The following is a 21365-nucleotide window of genomic DNA, read 5'->3' on the forward strand; positions in this document are numbered from 1 at the left end:
GTTTGAATCAAATCATATTTTTGATTCTGAAACTTGCTCTCATAAAATAAATATATTTAAAATGTGGGTTTATTAAAAATTTTACTAATCTCTTAGGATATATTTAGAAAGGACAAATGTTATAGGTATTGTAATGATAAGCCCTGCAAAAGGTGCTATCACAGTTGATATACCAAACCATTGTACAAAAATATACAATAATAACGTTTGCATGCCCATATTGACAACTTGAGTTAATGGAAACTTTAAGAATTTACGCCAAGTTGGTGTCACTTTATAAACAAAGTAACAATTTAAATAGTAAGAAATGACAAAACTAATGATAAATCCACTGATATGACTAACTAAATAATTCACTTCTAATAACTTCAATAAACAAAGATAGACAATGTAATAATTTAAAGTATTCATACCGCCTACAATCACAAATTTAATCACTTCATAGTGTGTTTTAGTTAAATTCATTTTTTACTCCTTAGTAAAATCCCATATAATTTTATATGATTACTATCAAAAAACATATAATTAATGCGCTATATCTAGTATAATACTTTATCATATATATGTATGTTTTGTATTATATAAATAATTAAAAGTAGCTAAATTTAATTGCTCTATTTTTCTAAAATACATGGTAATTAACATATTAGTTTCATTTGTAATTACAAAACGAGATAACATGTTTATAATTAAACATTAGAGAGAATTTTAAAGGAGTTTCACACATGGACAAGATTTCAAACCGCCAACTACCAACTATGGTCATTATTGTGTTGGGTATCATGACTACATTTGGCCCTTTAACCATAGATATGTATGTGCCATCATTACCCAATGTGCAACATGACTTTAATACATCTGTATCTGAATCACAGCTTACTTTATCGTTTGCAATGATTGGTCTTGCTATTGGTCAATTTATTTTCGGTCCTTTGTCAGACGCATATGGACGCAAAAAAGTGGCATTATTTATCATTTCAATCTATGCACTAGCTTCTTTACTGGCGGTTTTCACTGCTTCCATGAGTATATTACTCACTTTGCGTCTAGTTCAAGGTTTAACTGGCGGAGGTGCTATAGTAATTGCTAAAGCTACTATGGGAGATCAACATGAAGGTAAAGCGTTAGCTAAAGGACTAGCATCTTTACTCGTAATCAACGGAATCATTACCATTATTGCACCAATCATAGGCGGCTATGCATTAACGATATCTAATTGGAAAGCAATATTTGTAATTTTGACAATCGTAAGTGTTATTATTTTATTTTTATCAATCCGCTATTTAGAAGAAACGCATACACCAAATCGAGCTAAACTCAATTTTAAAGTTATTTTTAAAGATTTTGCTCATTTATTAAAAAGACCTGCATTTATTATTCCAATGATTTTACAAGGTTTAACTTACGTAATGCTATTTAGTTTCTCATCTGCGGCACCGTTCATTACGCAAAAAATTTATGACATGACACCTCAACAATTTAGTTATTTGTTTGCCTTTAACGGTATTGGTCTTATTATTATGAGTCAACTTACAGCCAAACTTGTCGCATATATGAATAGATACTTTTTGCTAATTATTTTAACAATCATTCAATTAATGGGCGTTGTGCTAATTATTGTGACATTAATGCTTCATTTACCATTATGGGTATTAGTTATCGCATTCTTTTTAAATGTATGCCCTGTAACTGGTATCGGACCATTAAGTTTTGCATTAGCGATGGAATCTCGTACTGGCGGTAGTGGCAATGCCTCAAGTTTACTAGGTCTATTTCAATTTATACTTGGTGGTATCATGTCACCATTAGTGGGATTACAAGGTGAATACAGCATCTTACCATATACAATTATTTTGATTATTACTGCTGTACTAATCATTGTGTTAGAAATCGTGTTAAAGTCTATTCTTATAAATAAGCGAATAACATGAATCACTGTTAAAAAATACAATTCATACCGTTATCAATACTAACAAATGAATAAGTAGTGTATGAACTTGAATTCTCCCCTAATATAGAAGCCTCTAAATGCGTGTCCAAGCATACATTTAGAGGTTTCTTTATCTTAGGTTGCTTCAGCTTATCGATTTATAAAATTCTATAAACGCAAAAAACGTCCATTCCTATTTGAATTGTTATAGAGATGGACGTTTATGCATTACTAGCGATATTTTTTATATTTTAGTTTTAAAATTTATTCTTTACTATTTTATTGGGAACCAAATTTCAGTGATATAGTCGTTTGAATGTAGTTCACCTGGTTTATATAATTCAAAAAAAGGAGCACTCCGCAATTCATAATCTAAAGTATGTAAGATATTTCTATGAATAGTTTGCATTGCTTGTTTAATCGATTCCGGAACAGGGCCTTTAGCATCAAATACTAAATATCTACCCTCTACTAAATCAACTTGTTCCCACTCACTTTGCTGTTCATCACTTGTCACACCTATTAAATAATGCATTTCACCATTTTCTTTAGGTAAACAAACACCTAATAACCCCTCTAGATATTGATTGCTTTGTGATATCAAGCGATCTTTGTAGCCCATTGCTTCAAATTCCATCCAAAACTTAAAAATATTTTCTTGTGCTTTTTGTCCAGTTGCATATTTCTTTTTTACCCCTACAACTGGTACTGGTCTTTCAGATAATGTTTCTATTCTATAATCCATGTTTTCAACTCCTTTCGCACATTATAACCAATTTCATAAAATTATATCTAATATTAACTATAATTCAAGCATCTTTGTAGGTACTTAAACTGATATAGATATATAATAAACGTATTAATTAATGTTAATCTTTCTTACTAATTGATACAGGAGTCTCTACCTATGAACAAAAAAATATTATCCGTTAAACCAATCAGTCAATTATTTCCGATTCCCATGATTATGGGATGCGAAGGCATTGCAAGTGCAATGATATTACAATTCAATAATCACAATATACCAGCAACACATATCATGAAACACTGGCCTAAACATGCGAATAATCCATACAAAGGCTATGTAGGTCATCACTTATGGGTGAAATGGGGTCACCATCAAACAATTTTCCCTACTGCCTTAGTACCTTATTTACAAACGTATGATAAACGTATTGTTAATAGTACTGGAAAATCACTAAATGCATTATGTGACATCATTGATAAAGACCAACCTGTCATCATTTATCACACTGTTTTAGGACAAAAACCTTTTAGCAAAACATTTAAAATTGATAATACACATCATCAACTAGTATCAAATATTCATGTTACAGTGCTTATTGGTTATGATGACAAGCATTATTATTATATCGATCCATTATGGTCTAATTTAGGAAAATCAATTGTTCTACCTGCTGTTTTTCCAAATAAATATCAAATTATAAAAATTAAAAAACAGAAATTAGAAAACAGTTATAATGCACCTGGGCGCATGAGTATTCATTTTCAAGAGTGATTAATTAATTTCTATTTTATGTAACGCATGGTTAATTTCCTGTTCTATATATGGTGTACGCCACTCTCGTTGATAACCTAGACACGGACAAATATATGTCACTCCATTTTCTTCAAAAGCATTTCGAAAATGAACATGCCCCATAATACTATATTTAATATCATATCGCGTATAAATTTCATCAAAATCTGAAGTACCTATAAATGCATTAAAATAATCAAATATTCTATGTGGCATTGGTACCGCAAATTTACGATGTGTCACGATATGTGTCATTAATATAATTTTTTTGTCTTTTACTTTTTCAATATCTTTCATCGCCTGTTTGGCAGCTATCATTGACAATTTTTTGTCTTCAATCTCCCAATCTATTTTCACTTTATCTTGCCATGTTGCACCATAATACTTCCTGCGCGCAATGCGTTCTAAAGAGAATTTAGAATGCGCATAAGTATAGTCATACCAGCCTGTATTACCTACAATCGCCCACTCATCATTAATGACATACGGTTCATCAATTAAGCAATTATCCATTTCGATATAAGTATCTAAAATCTCAGAAGAAGTCGCGTCAGTATCCATTGACCAAAAGTCATGATTTCCTGGTATAAAGAGTACTTTTATCTTTGTTTGCATCTCGATTTCCTTCACAAATGATTGCGTTAATTTATAATGATTTGAAACGTCACCGGCAATAAGTAATAATTCAATTTTTTGTTGCTTAATAACTGCAACTAGTGCTTGCTCATAATCTTTAGGCGTCAGCTTATTATGTCTATCGATATGTAAATCTGAAATCATGCCTATTAACATATTTATCACTTTCCTCTTCTCTTTTAACAATTTCATTATGACATAACTTCAATTTATTCATTAAATGTTCAGCTTGTATTCATTTAAATATCACTCAATAAATGATTTGTCTTAATGCATGTATACGCTTCATATAAATGTTTTTTAAAACAAATTAAATAATATTTAAACATTGTATGCAATATGTTAAAGTTACATTGTTCACAATTCGAGCAGGAGGAAATAATACATGAATAAAAAATGGATTGTTTTAATATTTCTACCTTTAATTTTAACTGCTTGTGATTATTCAAAACAAGAGGATAGAAATGGCTTATTTTATTATATATTTGTAAAACCTATTGATATGTTTTTGCATGGTTTAGGACAGTTATTTGGTAATAATTATGGCTTAGCAATCATCACGATTGTACTGACGATTCGCCTTATTTTGATGCCGTTTATGTTAATACAAGTTAAAAACATGCATCTGATGAGAGAAAAAACAAAAATAGTACAACCACAAATTGATAATATAAAACAACGCGTAAGTGATGCACAAACACAGGAAGAAAAGCGTGAAGCTAATAAGGCTTTGATGACTATTTATAAACGTTATGATATTAATCCAATTAATAGTGTTATCGGTTGTTTACCAATTTTAATACAATTGCCTATATTATTTGGTTTAATCGTGACACTTAAATTTCCTAGCAGTGGTGGAATAGATCAATTCCCCCATTTTTTATGGTTCAATTTAACAAAACCAGATCTATGGATATCATTAATTGCAGCTGTTATTTATTTCATACAACCTCTTGTAAATGCAATGCATTACCCTAAAAATCAGCGCAAAACATATTATATAATGATGATATTGTCACCTATTTTTATAACTTACATATCCTTACATTCTGCAGCAGCACTTGGTTTATATTGGACATTTAGTGGGTTATTTTTAATTTTACAAATGCATTTTGCCCATTCATATTACTCTAAACAAGCAAAACAAGAAGCTTTAAAATTAGAGCATTCTCTCGATAAAGCTAACACTGAACTAAACAATTAGTCATGTCGTTATATTGAATTTTGTAAAACTTTCATTTACCTGATTTGAATTCAAAAATTTCTTTTACGCATAATTAGATGCTATAATATTTACAATTTGATAAACAAAGGGGGAAGATGTATGGAATTTACGATAAGAACATTAACTGAAGCAGATAAATACGGTAAAGCACTTGTCCATTATGAAAGTTGGTTAGAAACTTATGATCATTTATCAAAAAATAATTACTTAGAAAACCTAGACAAAGTGCAGTTTATCAGGAAGTCTTATTTACACGATGTTCCAACATTAGTTGCGCTTGTTGAAAACGAAGTAGTAGGTTTCATATCTTATGGTAAAACAGAATCCTCATCTTCTTCTGACGACTGGAGCGAAATATTCGCACTTTATTTACTGGAAGATTATCAGCGTCATATGATTGGTTATGCACTTACACAGCGCGCTTTGGAATTATCTTATCCTGATAATGTAACCCTATGGGTAGTCGAAGAAAATAAAAATGCAATCCATTTTTATGAACAAATTGGATTTAAAATGAGCAATGATAAACAAGCTACTTATTTCGGAAAAACTTATTATGAAGTTCGTATGAATTATTCAAGAAATGAGCATGATTATTAAAAAATCAATGAAACATAAGCACAGTTTTATGCGCTAAAAAAGCAGTGATACCAGCTATCATCATAGCATGTCACTGCTTTTTCATTTCAATGCACTATTCTATAAGTAACTTAATGTGTTTCACCTAAAGCAATTTTGATGTCCTCATCTGATTCTATAATCGCTTTGAGCGCAGCTTCCAAACCTTCTGCAATAGTTTGAATAGACATAGATGGTTTTTCAGGTTTATCTGTTACTTGTTGCGGAATAAAAGGCACATGTATAAAACCAAATTTAATGTTTGGAAATTGTGTTGCTTGTAAAAATCCAAGTTGATACAAAATATGATTACATACAAAGGTACCTGCTGTATTAGACAACCTCGCTGGTACACCTGCAGACTTAATTGCTTCTGTCATGCGTTTAACTGGTAAGTTTGAAAAATAAGCTGCATCACCTGATGATTGAATAACTTCATCTATCGGCTGATTACCCTCATTATCAGGTATACGTGCATCATCAATATTTATGCCTACACGTTCTGGCGTCAATTCAAATCTTCCACCAGCTTGTCCAATTGCTAATACAACATCATACTGTTCTTGTTTTAATTTATTAACTATAGTTTCTTTGCTTTTATTAAAAACTGTAGGTATTTCTAACTTCACAATCTGATGTGATTCAATTTCATTCGGCAATAATTTAACGGCTTCCAGTGCTGGATTAATCTTCTCTCCACCAAAAGGATCAAATCCTGTTACTAAAATTTTCATCATTAACATCCCCTTTTCATTTTATTTAAGACATACTTTTTATGCTTTAAAACGCCCAAACATACATTAATCCTATATGTACCAAAATTAATATAAGTGCAATTGGCGCTTGGGCTTTGATCACGCCGAATTCTCTTTTCATTTCTAATAACGCAACTGGTAAAGTATTAAAATTAGCTGCCATAGGTGTCAATAACGTACCACAAAATCCACCAGTCATAGCAAGCGCACCAGCTATAACAGGGTCCCCACCTTGAACGATAACAAATGGGATACCGATACTCGCCGTGATAACTGTAAATGCAGCAAATGCATTACCCATTAACATTGTAAAAAGTACCATGCCAATGACATATGCAGCTGCACCTATAAGATGATTGCCCTCTGGTAAAAAAGAAGATATGCCTTTCGAAATGACGTCACCCACACCACTTACTGTAAAAAGTACACCTAGCGCAGCAAGAAATTGTGGCAATATACCAACTGTTCCAATTTGTTGTGTTAGACGGTCGCTATCGTAAAGTATATATTTACCATTTGGCTTAATGACGATATATGCGGCAAGTAAGCCTAATATCGAAGAAACACCTAAACCTATTGCCCCACCTAGTGGCGTCCAGTTAGAAACGATAATCGCCGCTACAGCTAAAACAATAGCTGGTATAAATAATTTATTCCCATATTTTTGTGAACCATCATTACCTTGCTCTTCGTTAACATCTATAATATTTTTAATAACCACTTGTTTACAAAGTGTCAGTATACCCATAACTATGATAAATATACCGTTGATAACATTGGGGATATATGGACCCGCAATAAATAAAATGGCTAATAAAATCCAAAATAAAGCTGTACCATATTTTTTGCTATTTGTTGATGCTTTTAACACGCGATATGCGGTATAAAGTAATTGTAAACCAATTAATATGTAAAATAGTTCTAAAATTTGATTTAATGTTTGCTCACTCATGTCTATCCACCTGCTTTTTACCGTATTTCCGATCTAAATATTTATCAAATCTGATATTATTTATCCACACAATGAAAAAGACAATAACAGCTATAGGTAATGACGCTAATACAAGATCAATGGCATTCACCTTAATATCTAAAGATTGAAACGTACCAACCATTAGCAATACACCTGCTGCCCCTACAAACAAATTTTGACCGAAGAAATTACCATAATTTTCCATCGCAGAAGTCTGCGCTTTAATCTTTTCGATATCTTTTTCGTCTACTTCATGTTCTTGCAAATTATAACGTGTTCTTAACGCACCCTGTACCATTGGATTAATCAATGGACGCACAAACTGTGGATGTCCGCCAATACGTATTGAAGCAACACCTGCTAACTCTCTAATGAATAAATATATGGTCATTAATCGCCCACTCGTAACTTTATTCACCTTACCAATCATATTCGAGGCTTGCTTTTTCAAACCAAATCGCTCAATTAACCCCACCATAGGTAATGTTAAAATAAAAAGTGTTACTAAACGATTATCGACAAAAGCTTTTCCTAATGTTTCAAGAATAACGTACAAATTCAAACCTGATACAAGTCCTGTCACTACAGCAGCGATTAAAATCACAGCAATCGTATCAATCTTGAATAAAAAGCCAAGTACTATAATTAAAATTCCAATCAATTTCAACCATTCCATGTTATCTCCTCCTTTCTTCTTTTATATTAAAGGTTTACTTTTTTTAATACAATGAATTTTCAGATAATATTTTTTGTAATTTTCTAAAATAAACAAAAAAAGTCTGAAACATCTAAAAATGTTTCAGACTATCAATGATATCGGCTTATAATCAATAAAAAACAAGTTTTATATTGATTTAATTTTATTAAAACAAGCGTATTCAACCTCAACTTATTTCTCCACTATCACATTAAACTTTTGGATACTACCATAAATTATACATATAAATATTTATTTCTCATTTGTTCATCCGAATTTAAAATGCTATAACCATTTTAAGTTAGCATCCGCTTCACTACGAGAAGGTAGTAATGTTTCAATAATTAGTATAATCGTACAAATCCATGCAATTACATTCAGTATAATAGCGATACTATTGATTTGAATCATATCAAATGAAATGTTTACAATAATAGACACAGCAATAAGAATAATGGCAGAAGTTCTTCTTCTTCCTGCATCATAAAACCGTCGCAAAGTTACAGCAAACATTGGTATAATCATCGCCAACACAAAAATCCCAACCAATACTGACAAAATTGTAGCAACAATAAAAGCACCTGAAATAAAAGCAATAACACCAATAATAGCTACTATAAATATACTAACAATATGAATCAGTACTGGTGTCCAGAACTCTAATCTATTAGATTTACTTTGAAAATCTATATATTTTTTCCAAAATTCTTTGTACGCCTCTATCATATTTGACACTCCATTTTTTCAATTAAGGTTATTTTAACATTTATAATTCATAATAGCGTAATAACTCACCCTCTAACAAGTAGTAACTATTTATCTACTTTAAATATATGATTTAACAACTTTTTCTAGTACAACAGGCAATTCTATTAATGCGCTCTGCTTATGCAATCGCTCACTCAATTTATGTGCGTCTTTACCGATTGGCCCTATCAACAATGTAGGTGCACTGATGGTTTTTATTGACTTAAAAGGAATGACATAAGTTCGATTGTAATTAGGTGTATTTTGTTCATATATAGCCATCTGTTCCATATCCCCATCAAACTTTAGATAACTTGTATCACTGATACCATTAAAATAATGAACTTGTTCACTGCTACGTTGAAATTGCTCGTTTAATGTATGTTTCACTAATGATATAGTTGATGCTACGCGTTTGTCATATGAAGCATTGACAGCAGGATAATAAGGTGAGGCAAAAAATGTCACTACAGCAGGAGCAATATTTTTACATATTTGCATCAACTTATCGGCAATATGAATATTCTGCAAATGCAACTCTGGCGTTTCTTGTAATGTTTGATCTATAATATTAACTATTGTTTTCTCACCATATTTTTTGATGGCGTATTGCTTAAGTTGCTCATATGTCAAAACATTAATTTTTTTATCAAATTGGTAATCCTCTGCCTCTAATACAGACAACCAATCTGATTCACAACGATCAACAGCAGTGATGACTGTATTTATAAATTCTCTAAAAACATCTTTAGGCGTTTTATTGAATAAAAAGAAATTAAATAATCCTATAGTTTTAAATGGCGTTTGTACATCATATGTATCTTTAATATCTTTCATCATTAATGTAACAGGTACTGGAGTGGATTCATTTTCAAAATACTCTTTTAACTGTGTATTATACTCTACTGCTTGTGTAATATAGCTCATCATAAAGTTAGCACTCATCCCTTCAAGAGGTTGGCCAACATGTGTTTCTTTTCCATAACACAGTACTGCTGGCATGATTTTACCAATTGAGCCAGAGTATATATAATGTTTTTCATCCGATGCAGCTTGCTGAAAAGTAGGTTCACTATTCAAATGTAATTGTATATCCAAATCGTAAGTAGCATTTAATTCCGCTAATTTTTCTACTGCTTTTCTCATACCAGAAGAATTTACTTCCTCGTCTGGAACCGTAACTAAAATAAGATTAATATCCCATTGCTCAATCGATGCTAATTCAATTAAAGACATATGTAGCATGAGACCTGCTTTCATATCCATGATGCCTCGACCAAATAAATAGTCTCCACTGTGTAGGTCTTGCACTGCGCCTTCATCCAAATAGTTTTGATTTTCTAAAAAGTATTGTTCTAATTTGTCAGGATTACAAGCTAAATCATGAGCTAAACCAAATTCTGATATGCCAACTGTATCATAATGACTTACGAGTACAATGGTTTTACCTGATTGAGAACCATGATAAAAGGCTATTAGTGCTTCTTTATCATCATCCGTCAATATTTTTTGTATTTGCTTAGGGTTAGTCTTAAAATAATCAAGCTGTAATAACAGTTGCTTTACCAGATTCGGAAATGTTTTTTCTCCCTGTGTATTCGTAATTGTTTGGTGATTTACAAGTTGTTTTAGTAAAGCTAAACGGTTTTGTTCATTTTGCCATAAAGTTTGCATCAATCCAAACCTCCTTGTAAGCGTTTACTAAATTATAATATGATTTTCTAATGATAACCAATAATATCACTATATATTCCGTACTAACTTACTCATACTATTAGCGTTTATTCCTCTGGTTTATGACTTATAGACCAATTTAAAAATGCACCCTTCAATGCTAGAGATTTAACCTGGCATTAAGGATGCATTTCATTTTGTTATTAATTTCATAAATCTTATTACTATATACTAATTGTTGAATTGTTTTTTCGGAACTAATATCCATACAAATATAAATGCAATGATTGCTAGTGCAGCATTAAACCATAGTCCATACATGGCACCAACATGAATATTAGCGCTAGTAGACATAATAGAAAATATTGTACCTGAAATTGCTACTCCAAATGAGTTACCAAGTGAAGATGCCATTTTATATACGCCTGATGCGACACCTACCTTATCTTCCGGCGCAGTAGTAACAGCTGTATCTGTTGAAGGTGTTGCATACATACCTAAGCCTACACCATAAATTAAGTAACCTAACACACAACTGATAACATAAACAGTCGTTGGTAAAAATGTGAAAGAGATTAATAGAATACCTATCGCATTAAGTCCTGCACCAATAAGCATAGGTTTTTTAGGACCTACCTCCTGAAGAATCTTTTCTCCAACGCGAATCATGATTAAAACAGCTATTAAATAAGTAATGGTCATCATCCCTGATTGAAACGATGTGAAATGTAATCCTGATTGAAAATAAGTATTCGCAACAATAAGTGTCCCTGCTACAGCATTTAATAAAAAGTTTGAAACTGTAGCACCACTGTATGCTTTGTGTTTAAAAAGTTTAAAATCTATCAAAGGGTTTTTAACTTTGTTTTCAAATAATACAAATACAATAATTGAAATGATGAATATCACAATTAACATCAAAATAAGTGGCGAAAAGAAACCATAATTTGAAGATTGTGTAATGATTAAATTGACACTCAGCATTGCAACTATTAATATAATTAGCCCTACAAAATCAAATTTGGCACGCTTTGATGACTCAGTTTGAACTGCTTTTGTTTCTGGTGTGTGTTTTATTAAATACATAGACACTAAAGCTACCATTATCGAAATAATAAATATAGATCTCCATCCAACAAATGTAGCCATGATACCACCAAAGAATGAGCAAATGCCAGTACCACCCCATGAACCAATAGACCAATAACTTAACGCGCGTTGTCGCCTTCTTCCAATATAGTATTCATTTATAATTGCTAATGTTGAAGGCATGATACATGCCGCAGATAATCCCTGTATTGCTCTCCCAAGTACAAGTAAAGGGACAAATCCCGGGATGATAATAAGTAATGATCCGAGAACGCTTAAAGTCAAACCGATATAAGTCATTTTAACTCTACCGTACCGATCAGCAAGACCTCCTGAACCTACAACAAACAAACCACATAAAAGTGCGGTTAAACTTACAGCTACATTAATTGTTCCATAACTAGCTGAGAAAGATGATTCTAATGCAGGAACGATATTAACGAGCGATTGAGCAAACAACCAAAATGTTATTACGCTTAAAAAAATACCTAAAAGAAGTCTGTTATCTCCTTCAAATGGTTGTTCTGATTCCATATAATTTTGCCTCCTAAATCCCCGTGAAACAACTATAATCATTATCAATGATTTAACGCTTCAAGCTTCAAAACATTTCCTCTTGCCTTATAATAATGATTACATAGTAAATATGACTTTTTAAAATTCAAAATTTTTTTTTGAAAAAGTCAATAAGATAAAAATAACATTTACTTCAATTTATTGCTAAAAAACAGCACGCAAAGTGTATTAAGTGTCTTTTTTTGATTATTCCACAAAATATATTGACACCTTTTAAAATTTCTAATCCTTTCTAAAAGAATAATTAATGCATTATCAAATATATGTATTATACTAGATAGACAAATTATCTATAAAGGTGTATGAGATGTTAAATTTATTTATTTTATTACTAGAACGTGTAGGTCTTATTATTATTATCGCTTATATATTAATGAATATTAATCATTTTAAAACAATGATGAACCAAAGAGATAAACGAAGTTCGCAATGGCAACTCATCATTATCTTCGGATGTTTCTCTATGATTTCAAACTTTACAGGCATACAAATTAACGGTAATGAAGTCGTTAATGGCAGTGTCTATAATCATTTAGATCCTGAAGCTTCTCTCGCAAATACGCGCGTGCTTACTATCGGCGTTTCAGGTTTAATTGGAGGACCATTCGTTGCTATTTTTGTAGCAATGATTTCAGGCATTTACCGTGTTTATATTGGTGGTGCAGATGCTTATATCTATCTAATTTCATCTATATTTATCGCACTAGTATCAGGTTATTTTGGTTATAGAGCAATGCGTGCACGACAGTATCCTACTATTGTTAAAGGTACGATCATTGGCGGTACTACAGAAGTTATTCAAATGATTTGTATCTTAATTTTTTCTGATAATACAGAGCATGCTTGGTCTTTAGTTAAACTCATTGCTTTACCTATGATTTCAATCAACTCAATCGGAACTGCAATTTTTTTATCAATTATATTATCAACAATTAAGCAAGAAGAAGAAACACGCGCAATACAAACACATGATGTCCTACAACTAGCAAATGAAACATTACCATTTTTCCGGTCAGGATTAAATGAACATTCTGCCAAACAAGCAGCTACCATTATTTTAAATCTTATGCGTGTTTCGGCAGTAGCTATCACCAATCGAAAAGATATATTAACGCATGTGGGTGCGGCGAGTGATCATCATGTTGCGCAAAAACAAATCATTACTAATCTTTCTAAACAAGCAATTCAAGCAGGTACTTTAAAAGAAGCATATTCAAGGGAAGATATTGGTTGTAATCACCCTGAATGCCCACTCGAAGCAGCCATTGTCGTTCCACTAAGCGTTAAGAATGATGTTGTTGGAACTTTAAAACTATATTTTACAAATAAGCATGATGTTTCTCATTCCGATAAACAATTAGCTTCTGGTCTTGCAGAGATTTTTTCTAGTCAACTTGAATTAGGACAAGCTGAAACACAAAGTGCTTTGGTTAGAGATGCTGAAATCAAATCACTACAAGCACAAGTAAATCCACACTTCTTTTTCAATGCCATCAACACAATTTCTGCCTTAGTCAGAATTGATAGTGAAAAGGCGAGAAAATTACTGTTACAACTCAGTCAATTTTTCCGTTCAAATTTGCAAGGTGCACGGAATAATACCATTTCACTTGAGAAGGAATTACAACAAGTCGAGGCTTATTTATCACTTGAACAAGCACGTTATCCAGATCGTTTTGATGTTTCATTTAATATTGAAGACTCATGTTATGGTGCGCTTGTTCCACCATTTGCGATACAAATACTTATAGAAAATGCAATCAAACATGCCTTTAAAAATCGTAAATATAACAATCGTATTATCGTAACTGCTTATAAAACAGAAGATGGATTATATATATCAGTTGAAGATAATGGCTCAGGCATCCCGGATGATAAAATTAATAACATAGGCAAAACACGTGTTTATTCGGATTTAGGCACAGGTAGCGCATTAGAAAATTTAAACCACAGATTAGAAGGCTTGTTTGGCATTACGGCTAAAATGCATATTCATTCTAGCAAAGACGGTACTAACGTGAGTTATATAATTCCATTTTATATAAGAGAGGAAGATAAACATTGAGAGCAATTATTGTAGATGATGAACCTTTAGCGCGTAACGAACTACATTACTTATTAAATGAAATTCGTACCTTTGAGGTAATCAATGAAGCAGAAAATGTTTCAGAGACATTAGAACTCTTACTTTATGATCATTATGATGTAATCTTTTTAGATATTAATTTAATGGAAGAGAGTGGACTAGATTTAGCTAATAAAATTAATAAAATGCAAAACCCACCACATATTATATTTGCTACAGCGCATGATACTTTCGCTGTTAAAGCATTTGAACTAGATGCAACGGATTATATTTTAAAGCCATTCGAACAAAAACGTATTGCCCAAGCTATTCACAAAGTTGAAATTGCACTAGATCATGACAGTTACAAACAAGCAACTGAAGTGATTCAGCATCCAAATGACACACAAAAAGATAATGCACCAACATCACAAATGGTATTACCTATTGAAGTAGATGAGCGTATTCATATCATTAATTTAGAAGATATTATTGCTATTTCTGTCAATAACGGTATTACCACAATCAATACCTTACAAGAAAATTATCATACAACTGAGCCACTTAATCATTACGAGAAAAAAATTGCAAACCCTTTGTTTATGAGAATTCACCGTGCCACTCTTGTTAATAAAGTACACATACAAACAATTGAACATTGGTTTAACTATACCTACCAACTCACTATGACAAATGCATTAAAATTCCAAGTTAGTCGTTCATATATGAAAACATTCAAGCAAGATATGGGATTAATTTGAGTGTCACGTCGTAATTAATGCAACTCAGCATATACGTTTCGTAATTCACCTTTAAAACGACTATCAGTAACCGTTTTCATATTATAATTAACTCAAGATTAATTCGGGAGGAAATACAATATGGAAACAAACATAAAACAAGCTGAGAAACAGCCAAACCATTCAAAAACATATAACTTTTTTCATCAAGTACTAGTGTTGGCAATCATCATGCTTTTATCAAATATCATCGAAAGTTTTATGCCTATTCCTATGCCAGCATCAGTGATAGGTCTAGTCTTATTATTTATTGCATTATGTACAGGGATTGTTAAACTTGGGGAAGTTGAAAAAGTTGGTACGACGCTAACAAATAATATTGGTTTCTTATTTGTACCTGCAGGTATATCAGTTATTAATTCATTAGGCGTATTAAGTCAGAGTCCTATTCTGATTATATTACTAATTATCATTTCTACAATCTTGTTATTACTATGCACAGGATTTTTCTCACAAATGCTAATTACGAAATCATTTATACCTAAGAAAAGAAAACCTAATCAGTTAGCGGAGGAAAAATTATGATAGATCATTTGGGCATTAACACACCTTATTTCGGAATTTTATTATCAATTATACCTTTTATCATAGCGACGATTTTATTCAAGAAGACAAATGGCTTCTTTTTATTCACCCCATTATTTGTCAGCATGGTCTTTGGTATTGCTTTCCTAAAATTAACAGGCATAGACTATGCCAATTATAAAATCGGTGGCGACATTATCAATTTCTTTTTAGAACCTGCAACTATCTGTTTTGCAATTCCATTATATAAACGACGCGATGTACTTAAGAAATATTGGAAACAGATACTTGGTGGCATTGCTTTTGGAACAACAGCTGCGTTGGTATTTATCTATTTCATTGCAAATGCTTTCCAATTTTCAAATGAAATCATTGCATCTATGTTACCACAAGGTGCTACAACTGCCATTGCATTACCAGTATCAGCTGATATTGGTGGTATCAAAGAATTAACATCACTAGCAGTTATCTTAAATGGTGTCATTATCTATGCTTTAGGTTCCAAACTCATTAAGTTATTTAACATTACAAACCCTATTGCTCGTGGACTAGCACTTGGTACAAGTGGTCATTCATTAGGAGTGTCATCCGCACAAGAATTTGGTGAGACAGAAGCTTCAATGGCCTCTATTTCACTTGTAATCGTAGGTGTTATCGTAGTCGTTGTCGCACCAATTTTAGCAACAGTTTTACTATAATATCTAAGCTCAAAACTAAAAACGCTTGAAACATAAACAAGTCGAGCTAAATGTTAAACGTCAATTTCTATATTTATAATAGAAATTGACGTTTTTTTAGTTTTACAAAACTTAGTTACTCGTTCCCCCTACTATTTCACTTCAGTTGTGTCTAATACATTTAATGTACACACCCGTTCAAACTCATTGTAAAGTGTCCTATTCATAGAATAAAATTTTAAACAATTATCAGAAAATTAAAATAATATACTTTTATATCCTTGTATTTTGATAAGAATTATTGTATTATACATTTATTATTAACATTGGAGGTTCTATTAAATGACATTATATTTACTCGAAGCAAATAATCTTGATTTCGCAAAGTCTAAAAAAGACTTAGAAGATAAAGCAGCAAAACTTACTACAGGTGAAGTACCAACATTGATTGAAGTTCAAGCAACAGAAGACTTAACACACGGCTATTTTATTGTAGAAGCTAACAATGACACAGAAGCTAAACAATTTCTTGAAGATGCATCTATCAATATTAATTTAGTTAAAGAAGTTCGCTTAGTAGGTAAAGATTTAGAAGAAGTTAAAAAAGGCGATGCACATGTTGATTACCTAGTTACGTGGAATATCCCAGAAGGTATTACAATGGACCAATATTTAGCGCGTAAAAAGAAAAATTCTGTCCACTATGAAGAAGTACCTGAAGTTCAATTCCAACGTACTTATGTATGTGAAGATATGTCAAAATGTATCTGCTTATATGATGCACCTGATGAAGATGCCGTTCGTCGTGCAAGAAAAGCTGTAGATACACCTATTGACGATATTGAAAAATTATAACTAAATCTTTTCTTTATAATTAAAATTTATAATTGCGCAGATTTAGTTAGCAAAAGTTATTTATAAGTATCAATGAAAACAGTCATACAAATTTGAACTGACGATTTGATCAAACTTATAAATAACCTTAAGACTATTCAAGGAGCGGCAATATGAAATCAAATGATACATTTTAGATTTCTACCGCTCTTTTTTTTATCAAAAAACTTACTAAATAGATAGGAATAATAGAGGTGTTGTCATGATTCGCATTAATCACATCCAACATCAATTTGGAGACCATCGTGTAATCGATGATTTCAATTTAAATATTGAAAAAGGCAAAATAATAACTTTTCTAGGTAAAAGTGGTTGTGGTAAATCTACCATGTTGAACATTATAGGCGGTTTTTTAACACCTTCATCAGGCACTGTTACAATTGAAGATCAATTAAAGCAAAATCCATCACCTGATTGTTTAATGATTTTTCAACATCATAATTTACTACCTTGGAAAAATATAAATGACAATATTCGTTTAGGATTAAATCATGAAATTAGTGATGATGAAATCAATAATTATTTAAAATATGTTGATTTAGATCATAAAGGGAAGACATTTCCTGAGCAATTATCTGGAGGAATGAAACAACGTGTGGCACTTTGTCGTGCCCAGGTACATCAACCAAAAGTCATATTGATGGATGAACCATTAGGCGCACTTGATGCTTTTACACGTTATAAATTACAAGATCAACTTGTACAACTCCAAAAACGTTCTACAGCTACGATAATTCTAGTTACGCATGACATCGATGAAGCCATTTATCTTTCTGACCACATTATCTTACTCGGAGATGGTTGTAATATTATAAGCCAATATTCAATTGAACAATCACATCCGAGAAATAGAAATGATAGTTATTTATTAACATTAAGAAATAACATTATGGAAAAATTCGCATTAAATCATCATCAAGCAGAACCCGAATATTACATATAAGGAGTTGTAACTATTGAAAAAAATAATCATCTTTCCAATAATTATAATCCTTATATTAAGTGCATGTAGTAATCAATCTGTTCAGAAGAATAATAACCATGGTCAAGATCAAAAGACATTAAAAATTGGTTACTTGCCAATTACACATTCTGCTAACTTAATGATGACTCAAAAAGTAAAAGCACAAGCCAAACATAATGGTTACAAATTAAAATTAATTAAGTTTAATAATTGGCCAGATCTTATGGATGCATTAAATAGCGGAAGGATTGATGGCGCATCAACTTTGATAGAATTAGCTATGAAATCCAAACAAAAAGGTGCTGATATTAAAGCAGTTGCGCTAGGACATCATGAAGGTAATGTCATTATGGGACAAAAAGGTGAAACAGTGAATGACTTTAGTAATGGGAGTCAATATCGTTTTGCTATCCCCCATCGTTATTCAACACATTACTTATTATTGGAAGAAATGAGAAAACAATTAAATTTAAATAATCAAACATTCAGTTATCATGAAATGGCTCCAGCAGAAATGCCAGCTGCACTTAATGAACATAGAATCTCTGGATATTCTGTGGCTGAACCTTTCGGCGCATTAGGAGAAAAGTTGGGCAGTGGAAAAACTTTAAAACATGGTAATGAAGTGATTCCCGATGCATACTGTTGTGCTTTAGTACTTAGAACTGACCTAATAAAAAATCAAAAACATGTTGCTCAAAGTTTTATCGCTGATTATAAAAAAGCTGGATATCAAATGGATGATAAATCAAAAAGCGTTGATATTATGTCTAAACACTTTAAACAAGACAAAAAAGTATTGACACAATCCGCAGAATGGACATCATATGGAGATTTATCTATTAAAAAAGATGGTTATCAAGAAATTACACATTTGGTCAACCAACATCAGTTATTTAAAACACCATCGTATAAATCATTCGTTGATCCAACACTATATAAGGAGGCATAGGCAGCATGTCAGTCAATTTAATTAAAAAGCAAACTTTACCTATACTAACATTCATACTTTTCTTATTTATTTGGCAATGCGTCATTTGGGTTGGGAATTATAAACCTATACTACTTCCAGGGCCGATCTTAGTAGCACAGAGTATTTGGCATTTTATTATTACCGGGGAAATATTCACACACTTGGGCATCAGTTTGTTTCGATTCTTCGTTGGATTTAGTATCGCAATTTTAATTGGTGTTCCGACAGGTTTTCTTTTAGGACGCAGTAGTTTATTGCACACTGCAATAGAACCATTATTTCAACTTATACGACCTATTTCACCTATTGCTTGGTCACCATTTGTCGTTTTATGGTTTGGCATTGGAAGTTTACCAGCAATGGCTATCATCTTTATCGCTGCTTTTTTCCCGATCGTATTTAGTACGATTAAAGGCGTTAGAAATGTTGAGCCTCAATACTTAAAAATAGCATCAAATATGAATTTAACTGGGTGGACATTGTACCGTAACATCTTATTCCCCGCTTCATTTAAACATATTATGGCTGGTATTCACATGGCAGTGGGAACAAGTTGGATTTTCTTAGTTTCAGGTGAAATGATTGGAGCCCAATCTGGTCTAGGATTTTTAATCGTAGATGCACGCAATATGTTAAATTTAGAAGATGTATTATCAGCTATTTTCTTTATTGGACTCTTTGGATTTATTATAGATAGAATTATTAGTTATTTAGAAAAATTAATTTTAATTAGATTTGGAGAATAAAGGAGTAATTTATATGACTTTACAAAAACGTATTGAAACAGAATTAGATCCCTATGTTATTGAAATTGACGAGGGAAGTTATTACCCAAGACCATTTATTCAAGGTTTATTTAAAGATGGCTATTTTTCTGAAAATGACTTAAAAAACAACTCAGAAGTTATTGAGGAAGTCTCAAAATCTTGTTTAACTACAGGCTTTTGTTTATGGTGCCAATTAGCTTTTTCAACATATTTACAAAACGCAAATCAACCACATTTAAATAAAACTTTACAAAAACAGTTGTTAAATGGAGAAATTTTAGGAGCAACAGGTTTATCTAACCCTATGAAATCTTTCAACGATTTGGAATCATTTAATTTATCACATCATTATAATGACAATACATTAATTATTAATGGTAAATTGCCTGCAATAAGTAATATTGCGTCCGATCATTATTTCGGAGCAATTTCTAAGGCAAATGATACAGATGAATTAGTCATGCTTATTGTAAAAGCCAACCAAGAAGGTATTACTTTAGATGAAAAATCAAATTTCTTAGGTGTCAATGGGTCAGCTACGTTTTCTATTGAAATGAATAACGTAGAGATTCCTGAATCACAAATTATAACAAAAGAAGCAAAAAGCTTTGCTTCTGCTATTCGACCACAATTTGTAGCTTTACAAATTCCTATAGCACTCGGCTCAATCAGAGATTCGTTAGATTTAATTCATAAATTTTCCGACGCACAAAATGGCATCAATAAATATTTAGAATTTGATATCAATGCATATGAACAACAATATAAACAACTTAAAAGCGCATTTTATCATATTATTGACAACAATCATCTGGACGATGATTTTGCCCAACTGATCAAAATTAAAAAAGAAGCTGGTTATCTATTATTAGAAGTAAACCAAGCTTCAATGGTCAACGGTGGTTCTAGAGCATACTCTCCACGTGCACCACAAGCACGTAAATTAAAAGAAGGATTCTTTTTTGCAGCACTTACACCTACATTGAGACATTTAGGAAAATTAGAGGAAGAATACCGCACTACAGCTCAGTAAACGTATATATAGAAAAACCAAAAAATCGAAGCAGCAGATTTATTATAGTTATCTATGCTTTTCAAAAACAAATGACTACATCAAAAATACGACAATATTACAAATTAATCACCTAGTACAGTACAAAAGGGCTAATCCCTATCAAGTGGATTAGCCCTTTTTATATTTAAACTGATTTCATCGTTCTGATTTTATTCATTATTTAAA

The 21365-nt window shown here is 31.8% G+C and carries 22 protein-coding genes; 13 read left to right on the top strand and 9 right to left on the bottom strand.

All coding sequences use genetic code 11. The features are described 5' to 3' along the window. Window positions 1-84: 84 nt before the first annotated feature. Entirely contained in the window at window positions 85-465 is a 381-nt protein-coding gene (locus KA824_RS05605; protein WP_107386458.1) for a GtrA family protein, read from the bottom strand. Between the two features lie 260 nt (window positions 466-725). Here KA824_RS05605 and KA824_RS05610 point away from each other — a divergent pair, with 260 nt between their 5' ends. After that, window positions 726-1931 carry a putative multidrug effflux MFS transporter TcaB gene (locus KA824_RS05610; protein ID WP_107384804.1) on the top strand — a complete coding sequence of 402 codons (1206 nt, stop codon included), beginning with the start codon at window positions 726-728 and terminating at the stop codon, window positions 1929-1931. Window positions 1932-2204: 273 nt separating this feature from the next. Here KA824_RS05610 and KA824_RS05615 read toward each other — a convergent pair whose 3' ends face one another. Further along, window positions 2205-2675, bottom strand: coding sequence for a GyrI-like domain-containing protein (locus tag KA824_RS05615; protein WP_107384803.1), 471 nt, complete (start codon window positions 2673-2675; stop codon window positions 2205-2207). Between the two features lie 162 nt (window positions 2676-2837). Between KA824_RS05615 and KA824_RS05620 the strand changes: the two genes are divergently transcribed. After that, the gene (locus KA824_RS05620) at window positions 2838-3449 is read left to right on the top strand and encodes a C39 family peptidase (RefSeq protein WP_107384802.1); all 612 of its coding nucleotides are present in this window, start codon (window positions 2838-2840) and stop codon (window positions 3447-3449) included. On the opposite strand, the gene KA824_RS05625 is transcribed toward KA824_RS05620, so the two are convergent. Next, the gene (locus tag KA824_RS05625; protein WP_107384801.1) at window positions 3450-4262 is read right to left on the bottom strand and encodes a metallophosphoesterase; all 813 of its coding nucleotides are present in this window, start codon (window positions 4260-4262) and stop codon (window positions 3450-3452) included. Between the two features lie 229 nt (window positions 4263-4491). On the opposite strand from KA824_RS05625, the gene yidC reads away from it, so the two are divergent. Beyond that, window positions 4492-5310 carry a membrane protein insertase YidC gene (yidC, locus tag KA824_RS05630; RefSeq protein WP_107384800.1) on the top strand — a complete coding sequence of 273 codons (819 nt, stop codon included), beginning with the start codon at window positions 4492-4494 and terminating at the stop codon, window positions 5308-5310. 120 nt (window positions 5311-5430) lie between these two features. Beyond that, window positions 5431-5931: a GNAT family N-acetyltransferase gene (locus tag KA824_RS05635; RefSeq protein WP_107384799.1), complete on the top strand. Its 501-nt coding sequence runs from the start codon at window positions 5431-5433 to the stop codon at window positions 5929-5931. Between the two features lie 110 nt (window positions 5932-6041). On the opposite strand, the gene pcp is transcribed toward KA824_RS05635, so the two are convergent. The 6 genes from pcp to KA824_RS05665 all read right to left on the bottom strand — a co-directional run bounded on the left by pcp (window position 6042) and on the right by KA824_RS05665 (window position 12418). Continuing rightward, a complete protein-coding gene (gene pcp, locus KA824_RS05640) occupies window positions 6042-6683 on the bottom strand; it encodes a pyroglutamyl-peptidase I (RefSeq protein WP_107384798.1) in 642 nt (213 codons plus the stop codon). A gap of 46 nt (window positions 6684-6729) precedes the next feature. Then, window positions 6730-7656: a DUF979 domain-containing protein gene (locus tag KA824_RS05645; RefSeq protein ID WP_181187367.1), complete on the bottom strand. Its 927-nt coding sequence runs from the start codon at window positions 7654-7656 to the stop codon at window positions 6730-6732. Further along, the gene (locus KA824_RS05650; RefSeq protein WP_107384796.1) at window positions 7649-8353 is read right to left on the bottom strand and encodes a DUF969 domain-containing protein; all 705 of its coding nucleotides are present in this window, start codon (window positions 8351-8353) and stop codon (window positions 7649-7651) included. The genes KA824_RS05645 and KA824_RS05650 overlap by 8 nt, the downstream gene beginning before the upstream one ends. Before the next feature lie 306 nt (window positions 8354-8659). Continuing rightward, complete coding sequence (locus KA824_RS05655) at window positions 8660-9100, bottom strand: DUF805 domain-containing protein (RefSeq protein ID WP_107384795.1); 441 nt, start codon at window positions 9098-9100, stop codon at window positions 8660-8662. Between the two features lie 99 nt (window positions 9101-9199). Next, a complete protein-coding gene (locus KA824_RS05660; RefSeq protein WP_181187366.1) occupies window positions 9200-10795 on the bottom strand; it encodes a M20/M25/M40 family metallo-hydrolase in 1596 nt (531 codons plus the stop codon). Window positions 10796-11026: 231 nt separating this feature from the next. Then, entirely contained in the window at window positions 11027-12418 is a 1392-nt protein-coding gene (locus KA824_RS05665; RefSeq protein ID WP_107386345.1) for an MFS transporter, read from the bottom strand. A gap of 349 nt (window positions 12419-12767) precedes the next feature. Here KA824_RS05665 and KA824_RS05670 point away from each other — a divergent pair, with 349 nt between their 5' ends. The 9 genes from KA824_RS05670 to KA824_RS05710 all read left to right on the top strand — a co-directional run bounded on the left by KA824_RS05670 (window position 12768) and on the right by KA824_RS05710 (window position 21158). After that, entirely contained in the window at window positions 12768-14525 is a 1758-nt protein-coding gene (locus tag KA824_RS05670) for a sensor histidine kinase (protein WP_107384792.1), read from the top strand. Further along, complete coding sequence (locus KA824_RS05675) at window positions 14522-15286, top strand: response regulator transcription factor LytR (RefSeq protein WP_107384791.1); 765 nt, start codon at window positions 14522-14524, stop codon at window positions 15284-15286. The genes KA824_RS05670 and KA824_RS05675 overlap by 4 nt, the downstream gene beginning before the upstream one ends. A 120-nt stretch (window positions 15287-15406) precedes the next feature. Continuing rightward, entirely contained in the window at window positions 15407-15850 is a 444-nt protein-coding gene (gene lrgA / locus KA824_RS05680) for an antiholin-like murein hydrolase modulator LrgA (protein ID WP_107384790.1), read from the top strand. Next, window positions 15847-16548, top strand: a complete 702-nt coding sequence (lrgB, locus tag KA824_RS05685) for an antiholin-like protein LrgB (RefSeq protein WP_107384789.1) — start codon at window positions 15847-15849, stop codon at window positions 16546-16548. The genes lrgA and lrgB overlap by 4 nt, the downstream gene beginning before the upstream one ends. 321 nt (window positions 16549-16869) lie before the next feature. Next, complete coding sequence (locus tag KA824_RS05690; RefSeq protein ID WP_107384788.1) at window positions 16870-17382, top strand: DUF4242 domain-containing protein; 513 nt, start codon at window positions 16870-16872, stop codon at window positions 17380-17382. A gap of 241 nt (window positions 17383-17623) precedes the next feature. Next, entirely contained in the window at window positions 17624-18364 is a 741-nt protein-coding gene (locus tag KA824_RS05695) for an ABC transporter ATP-binding protein (protein WP_107384082.1), read from the top strand. Between the two features lie 13 nt (window positions 18365-18377). Next, window positions 18378-19337, top strand: coding sequence for an ABC transporter substrate-binding protein (locus KA824_RS05700; protein ID WP_107384083.1), 960 nt, complete (start codon window positions 18378-18380; stop codon window positions 19335-19337). A 5-nt stretch (window positions 19338-19342) separates the two neighbouring features. Next, entirely contained in the window at window positions 19343-20104 is a 762-nt protein-coding gene (locus KA824_RS05705; RefSeq protein ID WP_107384084.1) for an ABC transporter permease, read from the top strand. A 13-nt stretch (window positions 20105-20117) separates the two neighbouring features. Then, entirely contained in the window at window positions 20118-21158 is a 1041-nt protein-coding gene (locus KA824_RS05710; RefSeq protein ID WP_107384085.1) for an acyl-CoA dehydrogenase family protein, read from the top strand. The last annotated feature ends 207 nt before the right edge of the window (window positions 21159-21365 follow it).

The sequence above is a fragment of the Staphylococcus sp. GDY8P198P genome (genome assembly GCF_017891615.1).
In the GTDB taxonomy this organism is placed as follows: domain Bacteria; phylum Bacillota; class Bacilli; order Staphylococcales; family Staphylococcaceae; genus Staphylococcus; species Staphylococcus cohnii.